The organism is Streptomyces sp. AJS327, from assembly GCF_013450295.1.
Classification (GTDB): domain Bacteria; phylum Actinomycetota; class Actinomycetes; order Streptomycetales; family Streptomycetaceae; genus Streptomyces.
This window is the reverse complement of record NZ_SKBR01000001.1, coordinates 452,159-470,150: the sequence shown is the minus strand read 5'-3', so window position 1 is coordinate 470,150 and position 17,992 is coordinate 452,159. Positions and strand designations below refer to the sequence as shown.

The following is a 17,992-nucleotide window of genomic DNA, read 5'->3' as shown; positions in this document are numbered from 1 at the left end:
GGGCGCTCAGCCCGGGGTGGCCCCGGGCTGAGCGCGGTGCCTCAGGGGCGGAGGGTCATCGACCGCTCCTGGGGCTTGTCGAGCGCCGGGTTGTGCTGGGTGAGCCGCTTGGGCACCGCCCCCGGCCTCACCTCCTGGTCCACCCCGGCCCACCGCAGCAGGGCGCGGGTGGCGGACTCCCGGTCGTCGGCCGAGAGTTTGGCGATGTTGGCGCCGTGGTTCTGGTCGGGCGCGGTGTAGAGGTACGAGTCCTCGGTGCCCGGTCCGAGCCGGAACGGCTCGGCGCTCCACGGGTCGTTCTCCCCGTTGACGAAGAGCATCTCGGAGGCGTCCTTGCGGACCCACTTGTCGATGTCCTTCATGGCCTTCTTGTCGAAGGACATGGGGATGTCGCGCGGGACGTACGTCCGGGGGACGTTGATGCCCGGGTACTTGCGCACGTCGTCCAGGAGCGGGTCCTCGTAGTCCGGGGAGCCCAGCTGGGTGCCGGCCTGGTAGTAGTACGGCGTGTAGGGGAGCATGCCCTGGTCGGTGCCCGCCTCCCAGCCGCCGATCTCGTTGGCCCAGGTATACAGCTCGTCGGTGGAGGCGTCCCGGGAGGGCACCTCACCGCAGTCGGCGTCCAGGTGGTACTGCCAGTAGCCCCACACCAGGTCCTGCGCGACGATCTCGAAGGCGCGGTCCGCGTCACCCGCCAGCTCGAAGGTGTGGCCCTCCTTCTCGGCCCACTCCTCGATGCGGGGGACGAACTCCTCGCGGCGCTCGAAGATCTCGTGCTGCACGCCGTTCAGCCGGTCGCGGCACTCCTTCGAGCCGACGTTGCGGAAGAACTCCTCGTAGGCGGAGTCCTCCTTGTTGTTCACGTCGTTCGGCGCGACATAGGCGACGGTGCCGTCCATGTCCTTCGGGTAGAAGCGCCGGTAGTAGGTGGCGGTCATGCCGCCCTTGCTGCCTCCGGTGGAGATCCACTTCTGGTCGTAGATGGAGCGCAGGGCGGTGGTGATGCGGTGCTGGTCGCTGGCGGCCTGCCAGATGTCCAGCTTGTTCCAGTCCGCCGGGTCGGGGCGCGACGGGGTGAAGTAGCGGTACTCCATGGAGACCTGGTTGCCGTCCACCAGCTGCGTCGGCTCGCTCCGCGCGGGCTCCTCCCGCAGGCCGTAGCCGGAGGTGAAGAAGACCGTGGGGCGGGTCTCCGAGGTGTGCAGGATGGAGATCCGCTGCTGGAAGGTCTTCCCGTCCGGCTTCCGGTGGTCCACCGGCTGCTCGTAGTTGAGCAGGAAGAAGCGGTAGCCGTCGTCGGTGGGCTGCTCCTCGATGAGGCTCATCCCGGGGACCGCGAGAATCCGGTCCTTGATGTCCTCCCGTGGTTCGGCGGCGGTCGCCGCCCCGGCCGTCAGGCTCCCGGCCCCCACGGTTCCGGCCACCATCGCGAGTGACAGCAGCCATCGGATGGTTCTTCGCATTCGTCCTCCCGTTCACACGGTTCACAGCGGTGGCGTGAACCTATCGGCGTACCGGAGGCTCCGCCAGACCCCCTTCGCACGCCCGCGCGCCGTGCGCCTCCGCTCCGCGCGCCCCCACCCCGAGCCTCCGCCCGGTACCTCCGTCCTGTGCCGTCGGGGACAGCAGGGGTGGCGTGGCGGCGGACGCCAACTCCCCGTCCGCCAGGGGTCGCTGGCCCGGAGACGGACAGAACCGGGCGAGCCGGGAGCGGCCGGGCCGGGCGGCGGGGCCGGTACTAGGCTGCGGGCATGACCGACGCCACCCCGCCGTACCTGGCCACCGGCCCCCGTGGCATGACGCTGCGCGCCTTCCACCGGGTCCCGGAGCACACCCGCTTCGAGGACGCCCAGGTGGGCTACGCGCTGCTGGCGGTCTGGCACCGGGGGCGGGTGCTGCTGGTCCACGAGCGCGAGCGCGGCTGCTGGGAGCTGCCGGGCGGCGGCATCGAGCCGGACGAGACACCTCGGGAGGCCGCCGCGCGCGAACTGCGCGAGGAGACGGGCCAGTTGATCGCCCCTGCGGAACTGCGGTTCGCCGGGTTCACCAAGACCGGCGTCGGCGTGGAGCAACGGCTGCTGTACGGCGCGCTGTTCGTCGGTGAGGTGACCGAGGTGCGGCCGTTCGAGCCGAACACCGAGATCTCCGCGATCCATTGGCGGGCGCCCGGTGAACCGCTGCCGCCCTACGGGCAGGAGCAGACGGTGGACACGTACCTCGTCGCGCGCTGCGGTCCGCCGAGCTGACCCCGCCCGCGCGGCCACTCGCCACGAACTCACCGTTCGCGGGCGTCAGTTCGCGCCGGGCCTCCGGCAAGGGTGCGGTACCCGCGCTCGGGCCCGCACCCCCGCCGTCCCCAACCCCCCTCAGACGGTGACCGGTTCGCCGCCGCCGGAGAAGGTGCGCCACAGCTCCGCGTACCGGCCGTTGTCGGCCAGCAGCCGCTCGTGCGGGCCGTCCTCCACCACCCGCCCGTTGTCGAGCACCACGACCCGGTCGGCGCGCGCCGCGGTGGTCAGCCGGTGGGCGATGACCAGCGTGGTGCGGGTACCGGCGAGCCGGTCGGTCGCCTGGTTGACCAGCGACTCCGTCGCGAGGTCGAGCGCGGCGGTGGCCTCGTCGAGCAACAGCAGGCTGGGGTGGACCAGTTCGGCCCGGGCCAGGGCGATCAGCTGCCGCTGCCCCGCCGAGAGGTTCCGGCCCCGCTCGTCGACCTCGTGCAGGTAGCCGCCGCTGAGCGAGGCGATCATGTCGTGCGCGCCGACCGCCCGCGCGGCGGCCTCCACCTCGGCGTCGGTGGCGTCCGGGCGCCCGTAGGCGATGGCGTCCCGCACCGTGCCGGGGAAGAGGTACGACTCCTGCGGCACGACCCCGAGCCGGTGCCGGTAGGCGGTCAGGTCGAGGTCGCGCAGGTCCACCCCGTCCACCAGCACCGCGCCCGCGCTCGGGTCGTAGTACCGGGCGACCATCTTGACCAGCGTGGACTTTCCCGCGCCGGTCTCCCCGACGAACGCGACGGTCTGCCCGGCCGGGATGGTCAGGTCGACGCCGGACAGCGCCTCCTCCTCCCCGGGCAGACCCTCCGCCGTGGTGTAGCGGAACCGCACGTCCCGGAAGGTGACCTCGCCGCGCAACTCCGGTACCGGGCGGGGCCGTTCCGGCAGCGGCGTGCTGGTCTCCTCCCGCAGCAGGTCCTGGATGCGCCGGAGCGCCACCGCCGCCTGCTGGTAGCCGTCGAACACCTGGGAGAGCTGCTGCACGGGGGCGAAGAACAGCTCGATGTAGAGCAGGTACGCGACGAGCGCGCCCGCCGTCAGCGTGCCGCTGTCGATGCGCCCGGCGCCGACGATCAGCACCACCGCCGTCGACACGTTCGCCAGCAGCTGGACGAAGGGGAAGTAGACGGAGATCAGCCACTGGCCGCGCACCCGGGCCCGCCGGTAGCCGTCGCTGCGCTCGGAGAACCGGTCGGCGCCGCGCTCCTCGGCGCGGAACGCCTGCACCATGCGCAGCCCGGCGACCGACTCCTGGAGGTCCGCGTTGACGCCGCTGATCCGCTCGCGGGCCAGCTCGTACGCGACGACGCTGTGCCGCCGGAACACGATCGTCCCGACGACCAGCAGCGGCAGCGTCGCGAAGACGACGAGCGCCAGCTGGAGGTCGAGCACCAGCAGCGCCACCAGGATGCCGAGGAAGGTGAAGACCGAGACGACGGCGGTGACCAGACCGGTCTGGAGGAAGGTGGACAGCGCGTCCACGTCGGTGGTCATCCGGGTCATCACGGCGCCGGTCAGATGCCGTTCGTAGTAGTCCAGCCCGAGCCGCTGGAGCTGCGCGAAGATCTTCACCCGCAGTGCGTACAGCACCCGCTCACCGGTCCGTCCGGTCAGCCGCATCGACGCGAACTGCGCGGCCCACTGCGCGAGGACCACCAGCAGCGCCAGCGCGGACGCCGCCCACACCGCGCCGAGCGCGCCCCGCTCCACACCGTCGTCGATACCGCTGCGGATCAGCACCGGCAGCAGCAGCCCGAACCCGGCGTCCAGCGCGGCGAACAGCAGCGCCACGCCGAGCGCCGCGCCGAAGCCCCGCAGCAGCCGCCGCAGCCCGTAGGACCGCTCGCGGTGCTCGGCCCGCTCCTCGTCGACGTCCGGGGTGTCGTCGGCGGGCGGCAACGCGGCCACCTTGGCGAGCAGTTCGGGGCTGCCCGGCAGCGCGGCCAGCTCGGCGGTGACGCTGCCGGGCGCGGTGCGCGGCGGGGTCACCCCGGCCGTCCCGGCGCCGCCCCCGGCGCTCCCGGAGGCCCGGCCGGACTCCCGCACCCACAGCTCGGGGGTGACGCCCCCGACGCCGTCGGCCTCCCGGTGGTTGCCGTGCCCGGTCATGCCCGCGGGGTCGCGCGCGACCTCGCCCAGCTCGTCCGGGTCGGTCAGCAGCCTCCGGTAGAGCGCGCAGCGCCCGGTCAGCTCCTCGTGCGTCCCGACGTCCGCCAGCCGCCCGCCGTCCAGCACCGCGATCCGGTCGGCGAGCGCCAGGGTGGACTGCCGGTGGGCGATGAGCAGCGTGGTGCGCCCGGTCATCACCTCGCGCAGCGCCTCGTGGATCTCGTGCTCCACCCGGGCGTCGACAGCGGAGGTCGCGTCGTCCAGCAGCAGCAGCCGGGGGTCGGTGAGCAGCGCCCGCGCGAGGGCGACGCGCTGCCGCTGCCCGCCGGAGAGCGTCATCCCCTGCTCACCGACGACGGTGTCGTAGCCCTCCGGCAGCTCCGAGATGAAACGGTCGGCCTGGGCGGCGCGCGCCGCCTCGCGGATCCGCTCCTCGGTGGCGTCCGGGGCGCCGTAGGCGATGTTCTCCCGGATGGACGAGGAGAACAGGAAGCTGTTCTCGGGCACCAGCCCGATCGCGGAGCGCAGCGAGTCCAGGGTGAGGTCGCGCACGTCGTGGCCACCGACCCGCACCGCCCCACCGGTGACGTCGTAGTACCGGGGCAGCAGCATCGAGACGGTGGACTTGCCGCTGCCGCTCGTACCGACCACGGCCACCGTCTCGCCGGGCGCGATCCGCAGGCTGAAGCCGTCCAGCACCGGCCGCTCCCCCGCCCGGCGCCCCTCGGACCCGGCAGCCCCCGGGTCCGGCGGGTCCGAAGCCTCCGCCGCGCTGTCCGGCTCGCCCACCGGGGTGGCGGCCGTCGGGCCGTAGCCGAAGGTGACGTTGTCGAACTCCACCCCGGCCTCCGCGTCCGGCGGCAGCTCCCGCGCCCCCGGCCGCTCGGACATCTGCGGACGGGTGTCGATCAGCTCGTATATCCGCTCCACCCCGGCCCGCGCCTGCTGACCGACGGTCAGCATCATGGCCAGCATCCGCACCGGGCCGACCAGCTGCGCCAGATAGGTGGAGAAGGCGACGAAGGTGCCCAGGGTGATCGCGCCCCGGGTCGCCATCCAGCCGCCCAGCGCCAGCATCGCGACCTGCCCCAGCGAGGGGACGGCCTGGAGCGCCGGCGTGTACCGGGCGTTCAGCCGCACGGTGCGCAGCCGCGCCGCGAACAGCACCCGGCTGATCGCGCGGAGCTTCCCCGTCTCCTGCCGCTCCTGCCCGAATCCCTTGACCACCCGGACGCCGGTGACGGACCCGTCCACCACCGAGGCCACCGCCCCGGCCTGCTGCTGCGCGTACCAGGTGGCGGGGAACAGCCGGCTCCGGCTGCGGCCGGCTATCCACCACAGCAGCGGGAAGACGGCCACCGACACCAGGGTGAGCAGCGGTGACAGCACCAGCATCACGGCCAGCGCCACCACGAACAACAGGATGTTGCCGATCATCATCGGCACCATGAACAGCAGGCTCTGCACCAGCTGGAGGTCGCTGGTACCGCGCCCGACCACCTGCCCGGTGGACAGCTCGTCCTGCCGACGGCCGTCCAGCCGCAGCACCGCCCGGTGCATCGCGACGCGCATGTCGTGCTGCACGTCCAGCGCGAGCCTTCCCCCGTAGTAACGGCGCACGAAGGTCAGGCCGTAGATCACCACCGCCGCCGCGAGCAGCAGCCCGATCCAGACTCCGAGGCCGCCGTCCCCGCCGACCACCACGTCGTCGATGATCACCTTGGTGAGCAGCGGGATCAGCGCCATCACGGCCATCCCGGCCAGCGAGGCGCCCAGCGCGAGCACCGAGTCCCGCCGGTACCGCCAGCAGTTCGCCGCGAGTCGCCGCGCCCAGCCCCGCGGGGGCGCCGAGCCCTCCTGGGCCACCGAGCCCTCCGGAGCCGCCGGGCCACCGGAGGGCCCGGATATGTGCTCGGGCCGCTCGGCTCGCTTCTCCGTTGCCGCCACGCCACGTCCTTCCCGGTCACTGCCGCTCGTTCTGCCGTCAGGCGGCAACACCCGGGGGTGGGGTTTTCATCCCGCCGCGCCCCCGCGCCACCAACCCGCCACCCCACACCCCGACCGGACCCCGTTGGGACCCTCGCGCCACGGGCCGATCCCCGCCCGTCCGGCGGCCGGACCACCAGCCCACCAGTCCGGCCAACTCCCCGATCGGCGAGCTGACCCGTCCCCGCTCGGCGAGCCCGGAGCCACCCCTCGGGGACTCCCACGCCGCTGGGCCCCCCGGGACGCCGGGGGCTCGGGGACGCCGGGGCGTCCGCTCCTTCGGAGGCTTTCGGAAGCTTCCGGCGGCCTCGGGGTCTTCGGGGCTTCGGGGCCGCGCCTTCGGGGCTTCGGGGCCCGTTCGGTGGGGGCGCGCCCGCCCAGACCAGTGTGCGCCCGCCCCCCAGCGTGCGCTCGCGGGGGCCACCGCGCACGGGCGGCCGGGGGCGCGTCCGGAGCCCAGGGTCGCGGGCACCCCGGGAGCGGGGCGCGGTGGGGCGCTCAGCGGCGGCGCGACGCGGGCCCGTTCACCGGCCCGCGCCCCCCGTACACCCACCCGCGCGGCCCGTCGGCAGGGCCCGCGCCGTCGGCCGTCCGGGTGCCCCGAGTTCGAGGTCCCGGTGCCACCGGTCGTCGTGGGTCCGCCTCAGCGGCCGTACGCGCCGGGCCGCCGCCGCACAGTCGGCGGCCGGGTGTTCAGGCGGCCGCCCCGGACCCGTCGGGCAGCGCTTCGGCCTCCTCGGCGGTACAGCGTGCCGCCACCTCACCCAGCTCCAGACCGAGCACGGCGGCCAGGGCGGCGATGGTGAAGAAGGCGGGTGTCGGCGCCCGGCCGGTCTCGATCTTTCGCAGCGTCTCGGCGGAGATCCCGGCCTGGGCCGCCACCTCGGCCATCGTCCGGGTGCCGCGCGCGGTACGGAGCAGGACGCCCAACTGGCGCCCCCGCTCGCGTTCCAGGGGGGTGAGGGGGTTGCGAACCATGCCGTGATACTAATGCCGGTATAAGAATTGGCGGTATAAGAATTGGATACCGCGAAACCGGAGGGGAAACGATGGTGGAGATCAAGACCGACGCCGCGCTGGAGTCGATGCGCGAGGCCGGGCGGGTGGTCGCGAACATCCTGCGCGCGACCCGGGAGGTGGCCGCCGTCGGCGTCACGCTCCGCGAACTCGACGAGGTGGCCCGCGAGGTCCTGCGCGAGGCCGGGGCCAGCTCCCCCTTCCTGGGGTACCGGCCCACCTTCGCCCCCACCCCCTTCCCGGCGACCATCTGCACGTCCGTCAACGACGCGATCGTGCACGGCGTCCCGGACGGCTACCGGCTGCGGGACGGCGACCTGCTCGGCGTCGACTGCGGGGCCACCCTGGACGGCTGGACGGGCGACGCCGCGACCAGCTTCGTCGTCGGCACCCCGCGCCCGGAGGACGCCGCCCTATTGCGGACCGCCGAGGCGGCCCTGGCGGCCGGGATCGCGGCGGCACGCACCGGCGGCAGACTCGGCGACATCTCACACGCGATCGGCCGGACGACCCGCGCGGCCGGCTACGGCATCCCCGCCGGGTTCGGCGGCCACGGCATCGGTCGCCGGATGCACGAGGACCCGGACGTGCCGAACGAGGGCCGCCCCCACCGGGGTTTCCCCCTCCGCCAGGGGCTGACGCTCGCCATCGAGCCGATGCTGCTGGCGGGCGGAGGCGACGCCTTCCACACGGCGCCGGACGGCTGGACCCTGCGCACCACGGACGGCCGCCGGGCCGCGCACGTCGAGCACACCGTCGCGCTGACCGACGAGGGCCCGTGGATACTCACCGCCCCCTGAGAGCGCGCCCCCACGCCCCGCGAGCCAAGCCCCCGAACCCCAAGCCGCCGGACCCCCGGAAGCCGCCGGCTCCCCGGACGAACCCCGAAACGAGACGAACCCGAAACCGGACGAACCCGCACTTCGAGCCCCCGAACCCGCCGGAACCCGGCACCGGTCACCCCCCAACTCCCGGGCGCTCAGCCCCCGGAGCCAGGGCGGCGAAGTGTCGGCAAAGCGGCCGGGGCGCCCGGTGGGATAACCCGGGCACCCCGGCCGTGGCGGTCTGCGGGTGCGGACAGGCGGGCACCCCCCACGAGGCCGGCTCTGCCGCCCACGGCGCAACACCGCCACCCCGCGGGACTTCGCACCGAAGTCTGCCGACAACCGCCATGCGACGCACATCGACCGAACAGATTCAGTAACGATGTGTGGTAATCACGCATCACTCCGTAATGAACTCCCCGCGCGGCGCCGCTTCCCGCCCGCCGCGCCCACCAGCCGCGCTCCGCGTCGACGCGCTCTTCACCCTTCCCTCACACCCCACGAACACCACCCCGGTATCGACGGTGAATACGGCCGGAAACCACGCGGTCACCGCCCGGGCACACCGGACCCGGGCGGATCGGGAGCAACCGGCCCGCCACCGGGGGCACTTCACGCCTCGCGCGGCGAACCGGCCCGGGGACACCGGCCCCGGCGATCGCCACCTTTCGGACTCCCCGTCCATCAACCACCCCTACGGGCGACAATGGCCGCATGTCACTGCCCTTGCCTCATCGGCTCCCCGCGGCCCCCAGCCGTGCCGAGCTGGTCGAACACCTCGTCCGGACCCGCATCGCGGGCGAGGTCGCCACCCCGCGGGAGAACAACCTCGCCCACTACCGCAAGCTCGCCAACGGCGACCGGCACTACTGGCTCGGGCTGGAGCTGGGCGACCGCTGGGCGGACGAACAGGACGTGCTGGCGGTGATGGCCGAGCGGTGCGGCGTCGTCGACGACCCCGGCCACCGCTCCGGACAGGACACCATCGACCCCGAGTTGACCGTCGCCGCGCTGGACCGCGCCGCGGCAGAGCTGCGCAAGGCGGCCGAGGGGCGCCAGCGGGTACTGCTCGCCACCGGCCACCCCGGCGCGCTGCTCGACATGCACGGCGCGTTCGCGATGGCGCTGAGCGCCGCGGGCTGCGACATCGTCCGGGTGCCGCTCGGACTCTCCGGCGACCCGGGCGTGATCGTCCAGTTCACCGGGGTCGCGGTGCACGAGGGCGGCGCGACGCTCTGGCACACCCACTCCCCGGAGCCGATGAACACCGTGCTGGACGCGCTGGACCGGGAGGGCGAGCCCCCGCCCGACCTGGTGGTGGCCGACCACGGCTGGGCGGGGCGCGCGGGCCAGCGCGGGATCGAGGCGGTCGGCTTCGCCGACTGCAACGACCCCGCGCTCTTCCTGGGCGAGGCCGAGGGCACACTGGCGGTGGTGGTCCCGCTGGACGACCACGTGGTCAACCCGCGCTACTACGAGCCGATGACCGCCTACGTACTGCACGCGGCGGGGCTCGACGCCTGACCGCCCCCACACGGCGGCCGGGCTGACGCGTCCGAGGCCGCCCGCCGCCACGCGCCCCGCCGCCACACACCGATACCCGGAGACGGGGACAGGGGATACGGGAGCCACAGCGATACGGGGTACGGGGACGCGCCATCAGCTCCCGCGCGGCACCCGTACGACGCCCTCCTGGATGACCGTGATCGCCAACTCGCCCTCCCTGGTGTAGATCCGGCCCTGGGCGAGCCCCCGGCCGCCCTGCGAGGTCGCACTCTCCTGGTCGTAGAGCAGCCACTCATCCGCGCGGATCGGCCGGTGGAACCACATGGCGTGATCCAGGCTCGCGCCCACCACGTCCCCCACCGTCCAGCCGCCCCTGCCATGCGCCAGCAGCACGGAGTCGAGCAGCGTCATGTCCGAGACGTACGTGGCGAGGCAGAGATGCAGCATCGGGTCGTCCCGCTCGCCGTCCAGCTTCCCGTTGGTGCGGAACCAGACCTGCGAACGCGCCTCGCGTGGCTCGCCCTTGCTGGCGAACGGCGGCGCCTCGACGTACCGCAGGTCCACCGCGCCCCGCGCCTCCCGCAGCCGCCGCGCCACTCCCGGATCGTGGAAGAGGTGGGCGTAGCGGTCGAGGGTCGCCTCGGAGGTGGGCAGCGTCTCCGGGTCCGGCGCCGCCGGCATCGGCTCCTGGTGCTCCAGCCCCTCCTCGGCACTCTGGAAGGAGGCGGAGAGGTGGAAGATCGGCGCTCCATGCTGCACCGCGACCACCCGCCGGGTGGTGAAGGAGCGGCCGTCCCGGATCCGGTCGACGGTGTAGACGATCGGGGCCCCGGCGTCCCCCGGGCGCAGGAAGTACGCGTGCAGCGAGTGCGGCAGCCGCCCCTCCGGCACCGTGCGGCACGCCGCCACCAGCGCCTGCGCTGCCACCTGGCCGCCGAAGACCCTGGGCACCACGGACGCACGGCTGCGTCCCCGGAAGATGTCCCGCTCGATCCGTTCCAGGTCCAGCAGGTCGAGCAGCGAGGACAGTTCTTGGTTCATGCACGCGATTCTGCCCGGCGAAGGGCACCTGGGCTCGCGTCCCGTGCCACTGCCGGGGCGACGACCGCGTCACACCGGCCACCCGCCCGTCCGACAGCGCGGCCGCGCACCACCGCCTCCGTCACCGCGCCCACGGCCCGCGCGCTCACAGGCCCATCGACTTCGCGATGATCGACCGCATGACCTCGCTGGTGCCGCCGTAGATCCGGGTGACCCGGGTGTCCGCGTACAGCCCGGCGATCGGGTACTCCAGCATGTAGCCGTAGCCGCCGTGCAGTTGGAGGCAGCGGTCGATGACCCTGGCGGCCAGTTCGGTGGTGAACAGCTTCGCCGAGGCGGCGTCGGCGGCGGTCAGCTCCCCCGCGTCGTGGGCGTCGAGCGCGCGGTCGACGACCGCCTGCATCGCGTCCACGTCCGCCTTGCAGTCCGCCAGGACGAACTTGGTGTTCTGGAAGGAGGCGACCTCCTTACCGAAGACGGTCCGCTCCCGGACGTACTCGTGCGCGAAGCGCACCGCGGCGGCCGACTGCGCGTACGCGGAGACGGCGATGCCCAGCCGCTCCTGCGGCAGGTTGTGCGTCAGATAGCCGAAGGCCAGCCCCTCCTCGCCCAGCCGATCCTCCACCGGGACCCGCACGTCGGTGAAGGACAGCTCCGCGGTGTCCGAGGCCCGCAGCCCCAGCTTCTCCAGCTTCCGACCGACGGCGTAGCCCTCACTCCGGGCGTCCACGGCCAGGATGGTGATCCCCGCCCTGCGGTCCTCCGGGGTCGGCGGGGCGGTGCGGCAGCACACCAGCACCCGGTCGGCCTGCGCACCACCGGTGATGAAGGTCTTCGTGCCGTTCAGCACGTAGTGCCCGCCGTCCGCGGAGAGGGTGGCGGTGGTCCGCATCCCGGCGAGGTCGGAGCCCGTACCGGGTTCGGTCATGGCGATCGCCGTCATCATCCGGCCCGAGACGAACTCCGGCAGCCAGCGCTTCTTCTGCTCCTCGGTGCCGTACGCCAGGAGGTAGGGCAGACAGAGCGCGGTGTGCACACTGGAGCCGCCGAAGCTGACCCCTGCCCGGGCGCACTCCTCGGTGAGGATCGCGTTGAACTTGAAGCTGGACTCCCCGGCGCCGCCGTACTCCTCCGGCACCTGGATCCCGAAGATCCCCAACTCGCCCAGCCGGGCGTAGAACTCCCGGGGCACTCGGCCCTCCCGCGCCCAGTCCCCGAAGTGCGGGACGACCTCGGACGCGATGAACTCCCGCAGGGTGGTCCGGAACGCCTCGTGGTCCTCGTTGAACACCGTACGCCGCACAGTTCGCCTCCTGTCACCGTGGGCTAAGCGCTTGCTCAGTTGTCGACGGTACCGAGGCCCACCCGGGCTGTCCAGAGCCGTCACACCCACGGAGCAACGCCGGACCGGCGGCGGGTCAGCGCCGGATCGGCACCCGCCACGGCGGCGCCCGAGAACCCGGACACGGGAGAGCGAGCGGGGACGATCCGGCTGGCCCGGCGGATCCGGAACCGGCCTGGGCGACGGCGGAGCCAGCCCGGACGGTCACCGGGCGGCACCCCTCAGGAGGAGGCCGGAGCGCCGCCCCCGGGATCGACGGAAGGAGCGTCGGCGGCCTGGGCGGGCGCGGCGGCGGCGAGCGCCCCCCGCGCGAGCCGGTGCAGCAGAGCGGCCATGGTGGCCCGGCCGGGCAGCGCGGAGGCGCCGCTCAGGTGCGGCGTGGAGTTCAGCAGCCCGAAGACGGTGTGCACCGAGACCCGCGCCTCCAGCTCGGTCAGCCCCGGATACAGTGCCCGCACCGCGTCCACCCACAACTCGACGTACTGCCGCTGGAGCTGCCGGACCCGCCGCCGGTCGCTCTCGCGGAGCCGGTCCAGCTCGCGGTCGTGCAGGGTGATGAGGAAGCGGTCGTCGAGAGCGAAGTCGATATGGCCGCGGATCAGGGAGTCCAGGGTGGCCTCCGGATCCAGGCCGTCCGCGACGGCCGCCTCCATCCGCTCCCGGCCGCCGCGCTGGAGCCGCTCGCTGATGCCGACCAGCAACTCGGCCAGCATCGCGTCCTTCCCGGCGAAGTGCCGGTAGAGGCCGGGGCCGCTGATGCCGACGGCCGCCCCTATCTCGTCCACCCCCACGCCGTGGAAGCCGCGCTCGGCGAAGAGGCGGGCGGCCTCACGGAGGATCTGCTCGCGGCGGCTGGACCCGGGAGGGTGCACGGGGGGATGGGTGCGCATGCCCACCATTGTAGACAGGGGCGTTAATGAACGTTAACCTGCTGGCCGGTGGTTAACGTCCACTAACTGCCGTGGTCAGGTCGTGGTCAGTGGGTAAGGGGGCGTGTGGAGATGGCGGAACGGACCGTGGCGCTGGAGCGCGGAGGGCCGGTGCTGAGCAGCGCGGTCGATCCGGCGTCCGAGGCCGCCCGGGCGAACGAGACCGCACACCGCGAGCTGGTGGCCACCCTGCGCGAGAAGCTCGCGCGGGCCCGGCTGGGCGGCGGCGAGCGGGCCCGGGAACGGCACACCGCGCGCGGCAAGCTACTGCCCCGGGAGCGGGTGGACACCCTGCTCGACCCGGGCTCCCCCTTCCTGGAGCTGTGCCCCCTCGCGGCCGAGGGGATGTACGGGGGCGCGGCCCCCGCCGCCGGGGTGATCGCCGGGATCGGCCGGGTCTCCGGCCGTGAGGTGCTGGTGGTGGCCAACGACGCCACCGTCAAGGGCGGCACCTACTACCCGATGACGGTCAAGAAGCATCTGCGCGCCCAGGAGATCGCGGCGGAGAACCGGCTGCCCTGCGTCTATCTCGTGGACTCCGGCGGCGCCTTCCTCCCGATGCAGGACGAGGTCTTCCCGGATCGCGAGCACTTCGGGCGGATCTTCTACAACCAGGCGCGGATGTCCGGCGCCGGGATTCCACAGATCGCGGCGGTGCTCGGCTCCTGCACCGCCGGAGGCGCCTACGTCCCGGCGATGAGCGACGAGGCGGTGATCGTCCGCGAGCAGGGCACCATCTTCCTGGGGGGACCCCCGCTGGTGAAGGCCGCCACCGGGGAGGTCGTCACCGCGGAGGAGCTGGGCGGCGGCGAGGTGCACTCCCGGATCTCCGGGGTCACCGACCACCTCGCGGAGGACGACGCGCACGCCCTGCGGCTGGTGCGGCAGATCGTCTCCACCCTCCCCGGCTCCCCCGGCCCGTCCGAACTGCCGTGGGAGGTGCGGCCGGTCGAGGAACCGGCCGTCGATCCGGCCACGCTCTATTCCGCCGTCCCCGCCGACTCCCGCACCCCGTACGACGTCCGCGAGGTCATCGCCCGCGTGGTGGACGGCTCCCGGTTCCACGAGTTCAAGGCGGAGTACGGCACCACCCTGGTCACCGGCTTCGCCGCGATCCACGGCCACCCGGTGGGTGTGGTGGCCAACAACGGGATCCTGTTCGCCGAGTCGGCGCAGAAGGGCGCGCACTTCGTCGAGCTGTGCGAGCAACGCGGTATCCCCCTGCTCTTCCTCCAGAACATCTCCGGCTTCATGGTCGGCAGGGACTACGAGGCGGGCGGTATCGCCAAGCACGGCGCCAAGATGGTCACCGCCGTCGCCTGCGCACGGGTCCCGAAACTGACCGTCGTGATCGGCGGCTCGTACGGAGCGGGCAACTACTCGATGTGCGGCCGGGCCTACAGCCCCCGCTTCCTGTGGATGTGGCCGAACGCGAAGATCTCCGTGATGGGCGGCGAGCAGGCCGCCTCGGTCCTGGCCACCGTCAAGCGGGACCAGTTGGAGGCGCGCGGCGAGGAGTGGAGCGCGGAGGACGAGGAGGCGTTCCGCGCTCCGGTGCGGGCGCAGTACGAGGAACAGGGCAACGCCTACTACGCCAGTGCCCGGCTCTGGGACGACGGCGTGATCGACCCGATGGAGACCCGGACGGTGCTGGGGCTGGCCCTCACCGCCTGCGCCAACGCGCCGCTCCCGCGGCGCGATCCGTCCGCGCCCGGCTTCGGCGTGTTCCGGATGTGAGGGGGCCGCGGTGCCGGAGGAGCGGGGAATGACGGCGCGTCCGGAAGGACCGGAGAGAGCGGAAAGAGGAGCCATGTTCGACACGGTGCTGGTGGCCAACCGCGGGGAGATCGCGGTGCGGGTCATCCGTACGCTCCGGGCGATGGGCATCCGCTCCGTCGCCGTGTACAGCGACGCGGATGCCGGGGCACCGCACGTACGGGCGGCCGACACCGCGGTGCGGCTGGGTCCGGCGGCTGCCTCGGAGAGCTACCTCTCCGTCGAGCGGCTGCTGGAGGCCGCCGCCCGCGCCGGCGCCCAGGCGGTCCACCCGGGGTACGGCTTCCTCGCGGAGAACCCGGCCTTCGCGCGGGCCTGCGCGGAGGCCGGGCTGGTCTTCGTGGGGCCGCCCGCCGAGGCGGTGGAGCTGATGGGCGACAAGATCCGTGCCAAGGAGACGGTGCGTGCCGCCGGGGTGCCGGTGGTGTCCGGCTCCTCGGGCAGCGGTCTGGACGACGCCCAACTCGCCGCCGCGGCCCGGGAGATCGGCCCGCCGGTGCTCCTCAAGCCGTCGGCGGGCGGCGGTGGCAAGGGCATGCGGCTGGTGCGGGAGCTGTCGGGGCTGGAGTCCGAGATCGCGGCGGCCCGCCGGACGGCGCTCGGCGCCTTCGGGGACGGCACCCTGCTGGTGGAGCGGTGGATCGAGGGCCCGCGGCACATCGAGATCCAGGTCCTGGCCGACGGTCACGGCACCGTGCTGCACCTCGGGGAGCGCGAGTGCTCGCTCCAGCGCCGCCACCAGAAGATCATCGAGGAGGCCCCCAGCCCGCTGCTGGACCCGGCCACCCGTGCCGCGATGGGCGAGGCGGCGGTGGAGGCCGCCCGGTCCTGCGGCTACCGCGGGGCGGGCACCGTGGAGTTCATCGTCCCGGGGGGCGATCCGGGGGCGTACTCCTTCATGGAGATGAACACCCGCCTCCAGGTGGAGCACCCGGTGACGGAACTCGTGGTGCGGCTTCCCGGCGGGGAGGCGCTGGACCTCGTGGAGTGGCAGCTGCGGGTCGCCGCCGGCGAGCCGCTGCCCTGGCGCCAGGAGGACATCACCCTGAGCGGGCACGCCGTGGAGGCGAGGATCTGCGCCGAGACCGCCCGGCTCGGCGCCGAGGAGGGCGGGGGCGAGCGCGTGGACTTCCTCCCGGCCGCCGGTACCGTCCTGCGCCTGCGGGAGCCGCGGGGCCCCGGAGTTCGTACCGACTCGGGTCTCGCCGAGGGCACCGAGGTCGGCACGGACTACGACCCGATGCTCTCCAAGATCATCGCGCACGGCCCGGACCGCGCCGCGGCGCTGCGGGCGCTGCGGGCCGCGCTGGCCGACAGCGCGCTGCTCGGCGTCGACACCAACACCGGGTTCCTGCGGCGGCTGCTGGACGAACCGGCGGTGCGCGCGGGCGAGTTGGACACCGGCCTGGTGGACCGCGCGGCCGCCGCGCTGGTCCCCCGGGAGGTTCCCGAGTCGGTGTACGCGGCGGCGGCGCTGCTGCGCCAGGCCGCGCTGGAACCGGAGTCCGGCGCCGGGTGGGTCAGCCCGTTCGCCGCCACCTCCGGCTGGCGGCTGGGCGGTGAGCCCGCCTGGACGCTCCACCCGCTGCGGGTGCCCGGGCACGAGCCGGTCACCGTGGCGGTGCGTGGCTCGTCCCGGGATGCCGAGGTGCGGGTCGGCGCCGCGGAGCCGGTGTCCGCGGGCCTGTCGACGGACGCCGCGGACCCGGGCGAGGTGTGGCTGCGCTGGTCCGGCGTCACCCGGCGGTTCGGTCACGCGATGGTGCGGGACGGGTGCTGGCTGGGGTGCGAGGGCGACGCCTGGCAGGTCCGGGACGTCGACCCGGTGGAGGCGGCGTTGCGGGACGCGGCCTCGGCACACGGCGCCGACGCGCTGACCGCGCCGATGCCGGGCACCGTCACCGTGCTCAAGTCGGCGGTGGGGGACGCGGTCACGGCCGGTCAGGGGCTGCTGGTGGTCGAGGCGATGAAGATGGAGCACGTCATCACCGCCCCGTTCGACGGCACCGTCACCGAACTCGACGTCACCGTCGGCAGCACGGTCGCGATCGACCAGGTACTCGCCGTCGTGGAGCCGCACGAACCGGCCGCCGCCGGCGAGGACCCCCCGGCGCCCGGAGGCGCGGCACGGCCGGCCGGCGAGGTCCCGCCACCCGGTTCGGGTCCGGGCGACGCTCCCCGGGGGGCGTCCCGTGAGGCGGTCAAGGAGGCGGACGCATGACGGCGCAGGGACTTCCCACCCCCGTGCGGGCCGAGGGGCTGCCCTCTCACGTGGAGATCTACGAGGTCGGCCCGCGGGACGGCCTTCAGAACGAGTCCGCGACCATCCCGGTGGAGGTCAAGGCGGAGTTCATCCACCGCCTGACGGAGAGCGGGCTGCGCACCGTGGAAGCCACCAGCTTCGTGCACCCCAAGTGGGTTCCGCAGCTGGCCGATTCGGCGGAGCTGTACCCCCGGCTCACCGGGCTCGCGGGCGTCCGGCTGCCGGTGCTGGTGCCGAACCTGCGCGGTCTCGACCGCGCGCTGGAGCTGGGCGTCCGGGAGATCGCGGTCTTCGCGAGCGCGACCGAGTCCTTCGCCCGGGCCAACCTGAACCGCACGGTCGACGAGTCGCTGGCCATGTTCGAGCCGGTGGTGCGCCGCGCCGCCGAACACGGCCTGCCGGTCCGCGGCTACGTCTCGATGTGCTTCGGCGACCCGTGGGAGGGCCGGGTCCCGGTCGAGCGGGTGGTCCGGATGTGCCGGGCCCTGCGGGACATGGGCTGCGGCCAGTTGAGCCTGGGGGACACCACGGGCGTCGCCACCCCGGGGCAGGTGGTGGCGCTGCTGCGGGCGCTGGACGAGGCCGGGCTGCCGCCCGGCGGCCTCGCGGTCCACTTCCACGACACCTACGGACAGGCGCTGGCGAACACCCTCGCCGCGCTCCAGTCCGGAATCACCACGGTCGACGCCTCGGCGGGTGGCCTGGGCGGCTGCCCGTACGCCAAGAGCGCCACCGGGAACCTCGCCACCGAGGACCTCGTGTGGATGCTGAACGGCCTCTCCATCTCGACCGGTGTCTCCCTCGACCACCTCAGCGCCACCAGCGCCTGGCTGGCGCGGCGGCTGGGCCGTCCCAGCCCCTCCCGTACCGTCAACGCGCTCACCGGCGCGTCCTCCTCTCCTGACTCCCAGAAGGAGTGAGCA

Annotated in this window: 12 protein-coding genes; 6 read left to right on the top strand and 6 right to left on the bottom strand. The window is 73.6% G+C overall.

The features are described from left to right. Positions 1-41: 41 nt before the first annotated feature. On the bottom strand, positions 42-1,463 hold the full coding sequence (locus E0L36_RS01810; RefSeq protein ID WP_180927085.1) for a S28 family serine protease: 1,422 nt from the start codon (positions 1,461-1,463) through the stop codon (positions 42-44). A gap of 288 nt (positions 1,464-1,751) precedes the next feature. On the opposite strand from E0L36_RS01810, the gene E0L36_RS01805 reads away from it, so the two are divergent. Then, entirely contained in the window at positions 1,752-2,246 is a 495-nt protein-coding gene (locus E0L36_RS01805) for an NUDIX hydrolase (RefSeq protein ID WP_180927084.1), read from the top strand. Positions 2,247-2,366: 120 nt separating this feature from the next. Here E0L36_RS01805 and E0L36_RS01800 read toward each other — a convergent pair whose 3' ends face one another. Together E0L36_RS01800 and E0L36_RS01795 are read right to left on the bottom strand one after the other, a co-directional pair. Then, on the bottom strand, positions 2,367-6,251 hold the full coding sequence (locus tag E0L36_RS01800; RefSeq protein WP_180928528.1) for an ABC transporter ATP-binding protein: 3,885 nt from the start codon (positions 6,249-6,251) through the stop codon (positions 2,367-2,369). Positions 6,252-7,064: 813 nt separating this feature from the next. Beyond that, entirely contained in the window at positions 7,065-7,349 is a 285-nt protein-coding gene (locus tag E0L36_RS01795; RefSeq protein WP_180927083.1) for a helix-turn-helix domain-containing protein, read from the bottom strand. A 71-nt stretch (positions 7,350-7,420) separates the two neighbouring features. Here E0L36_RS01795 and map point away from each other — a divergent pair, with 71 nt between their 5' ends. Together map and E0L36_RS01785 are read left to right on the top strand one after the other, a co-directional pair. Next, on the top strand, positions 7,421-8,188 hold the full coding sequence (gene map / locus E0L36_RS01790) for a type I methionyl aminopeptidase (RefSeq protein WP_180927082.1): 768 nt from the start codon (positions 7,421-7,423) through the stop codon (positions 8,186-8,188). A gap of 738 nt (positions 8,189-8,926) precedes the next feature. Continuing rightward, positions 8,927-9,736, top strand: coding sequence for a phosphatase (locus tag E0L36_RS01785; protein WP_180927081.1), 810 nt, complete (start codon positions 8,927-8,929; stop codon positions 9,734-9,736). 135 nt (positions 9,737-9,871) lie between these two features. On the opposite strand, the gene E0L36_RS01780 is transcribed toward E0L36_RS01785, so the two are convergent. From E0L36_RS01780 to E0L36_RS01770, 3 genes are all read right to left on the bottom strand, one after another. After that, positions 9,872-10,759 carry an acyl-CoA thioesterase II gene (locus tag E0L36_RS01780; protein ID WP_180927080.1) on the bottom strand — a complete coding sequence of 296 codons (888 nt, stop codon included), beginning with the start codon at positions 10,757-10,759 and terminating at the stop codon, positions 9,872-9,874. A 145-nt stretch (positions 10,760-10,904) separates the two neighbouring features. Further along, the gene (locus E0L36_RS01775; RefSeq protein ID WP_180927079.1) at positions 10,905-12,062 is read right to left on the bottom strand and encodes an acyl-CoA dehydrogenase family protein; all 1,158 of its coding nucleotides are present in this window, start codon (positions 12,060-12,062) and stop codon (positions 10,905-10,907) included. Positions 12,063-12,322: 260 nt separating this feature from the next. Next, a complete protein-coding gene (locus E0L36_RS01770) occupies positions 12,323-13,000 on the bottom strand; it encodes a TetR/AcrR family transcriptional regulator (protein ID WP_374705477.1) in 678 nt (225 codons plus the stop codon). A 102-nt stretch (positions 13,001-13,102) separates the two neighbouring features. Between E0L36_RS01770 and E0L36_RS01765 the strand changes: the two genes are divergently transcribed. From E0L36_RS01765 to E0L36_RS01755, 3 genes are all read left to right on the top strand, one after another. Beyond that, positions 13,103-14,767: a carboxyl transferase domain-containing protein gene (locus tag E0L36_RS01765; RefSeq protein WP_180927077.1), complete on the top strand. Its 1,665-nt coding sequence runs from the start codon at positions 13,103-13,105 to the stop codon at positions 14,765-14,767. 73 nt (positions 14,768-14,840) lie between these two features. Further along, complete coding sequence (locus E0L36_RS01760) at positions 14,841-17,027, top strand: biotin carboxylase N-terminal domain-containing protein (protein ID WP_180927076.1); 2,187 nt, start codon at positions 14,841-14,843, stop codon at positions 17,025-17,027. Further along, entirely contained in the window at positions 17,024-17,989 is a 966-nt protein-coding gene (locus E0L36_RS01755) for a hydroxymethylglutaryl-CoA lyase (protein WP_180927075.1), read from the top strand. The genes E0L36_RS01760 and E0L36_RS01755 overlap by 4 nt, the downstream gene beginning before the upstream one ends. Positions 17,990-17,992 lie beyond the last annotated feature (3 nt).

Coding starts and splice junctions, on each gene's coding strand:
- E0L36_RS01810 (WP_180927085.1), bottom strand. CDS start 1,463: ATGCGAAGAACCATCCGATGGCTGCTGTCACTCGCGATGGTGGCCGGA.
- E0L36_RS01805 (WP_180927084.1), top strand. CDS start 1,752: ATGACCGACGCCACCCCGCCGTACCTGGCCACCGGCCCCCGTGGCATG.
- E0L36_RS01795 (WP_180927083.1), bottom strand. CDS start 7,349: ATGGTTCGCAACCCCCTCACCCCCCTGGAACGCGAGCGGGGGCGCCAG.
- map (WP_180927082.1), top strand. CDS start 7,421: ATGGTGGAGATCAAGACCGACGCCGCGCTGGAGTCGATGCGCGAGGCC.
- E0L36_RS01785 (WP_180927081.1), top strand. CDS start 8,927: ATGTCACTGCCCTTGCCTCATCGGCTCCCCGCGGCCCCCAGCCGTGCC.
- E0L36_RS01780 (WP_180927080.1), bottom strand. CDS start 10,759: ATGAACCAAGAACTGTCCTCGCTGCTCGACCTGCTGGACCTGGAACGG.
- E0L36_RS01770 (WP_374705477.1), bottom strand. CDS start 13,000: ATGGTGGGCATGCGCACCCATCCCCCCGTGCACCCTCCCGGGTCCAGC.
- E0L36_RS01765 (WP_180927077.1), top strand. CDS start 13,103: ATGGCGGAACGGACCGTGGCGCTGGAGCGCGGAGGGCCGGTGCTGAGC.
- E0L36_RS01760 (WP_180927076.1), top strand. CDS start 14,841: ATGTTCGACACGGTGCTGGTGGCCAACCGCGGGGAGATCGCGGTGCGG.
- E0L36_RS01755 (WP_180927075.1), top strand. CDS start 17,024: ATGACGGCGCAGGGACTTCCCACCCCCGTGCGGGCCGAGGGGCTGCCC.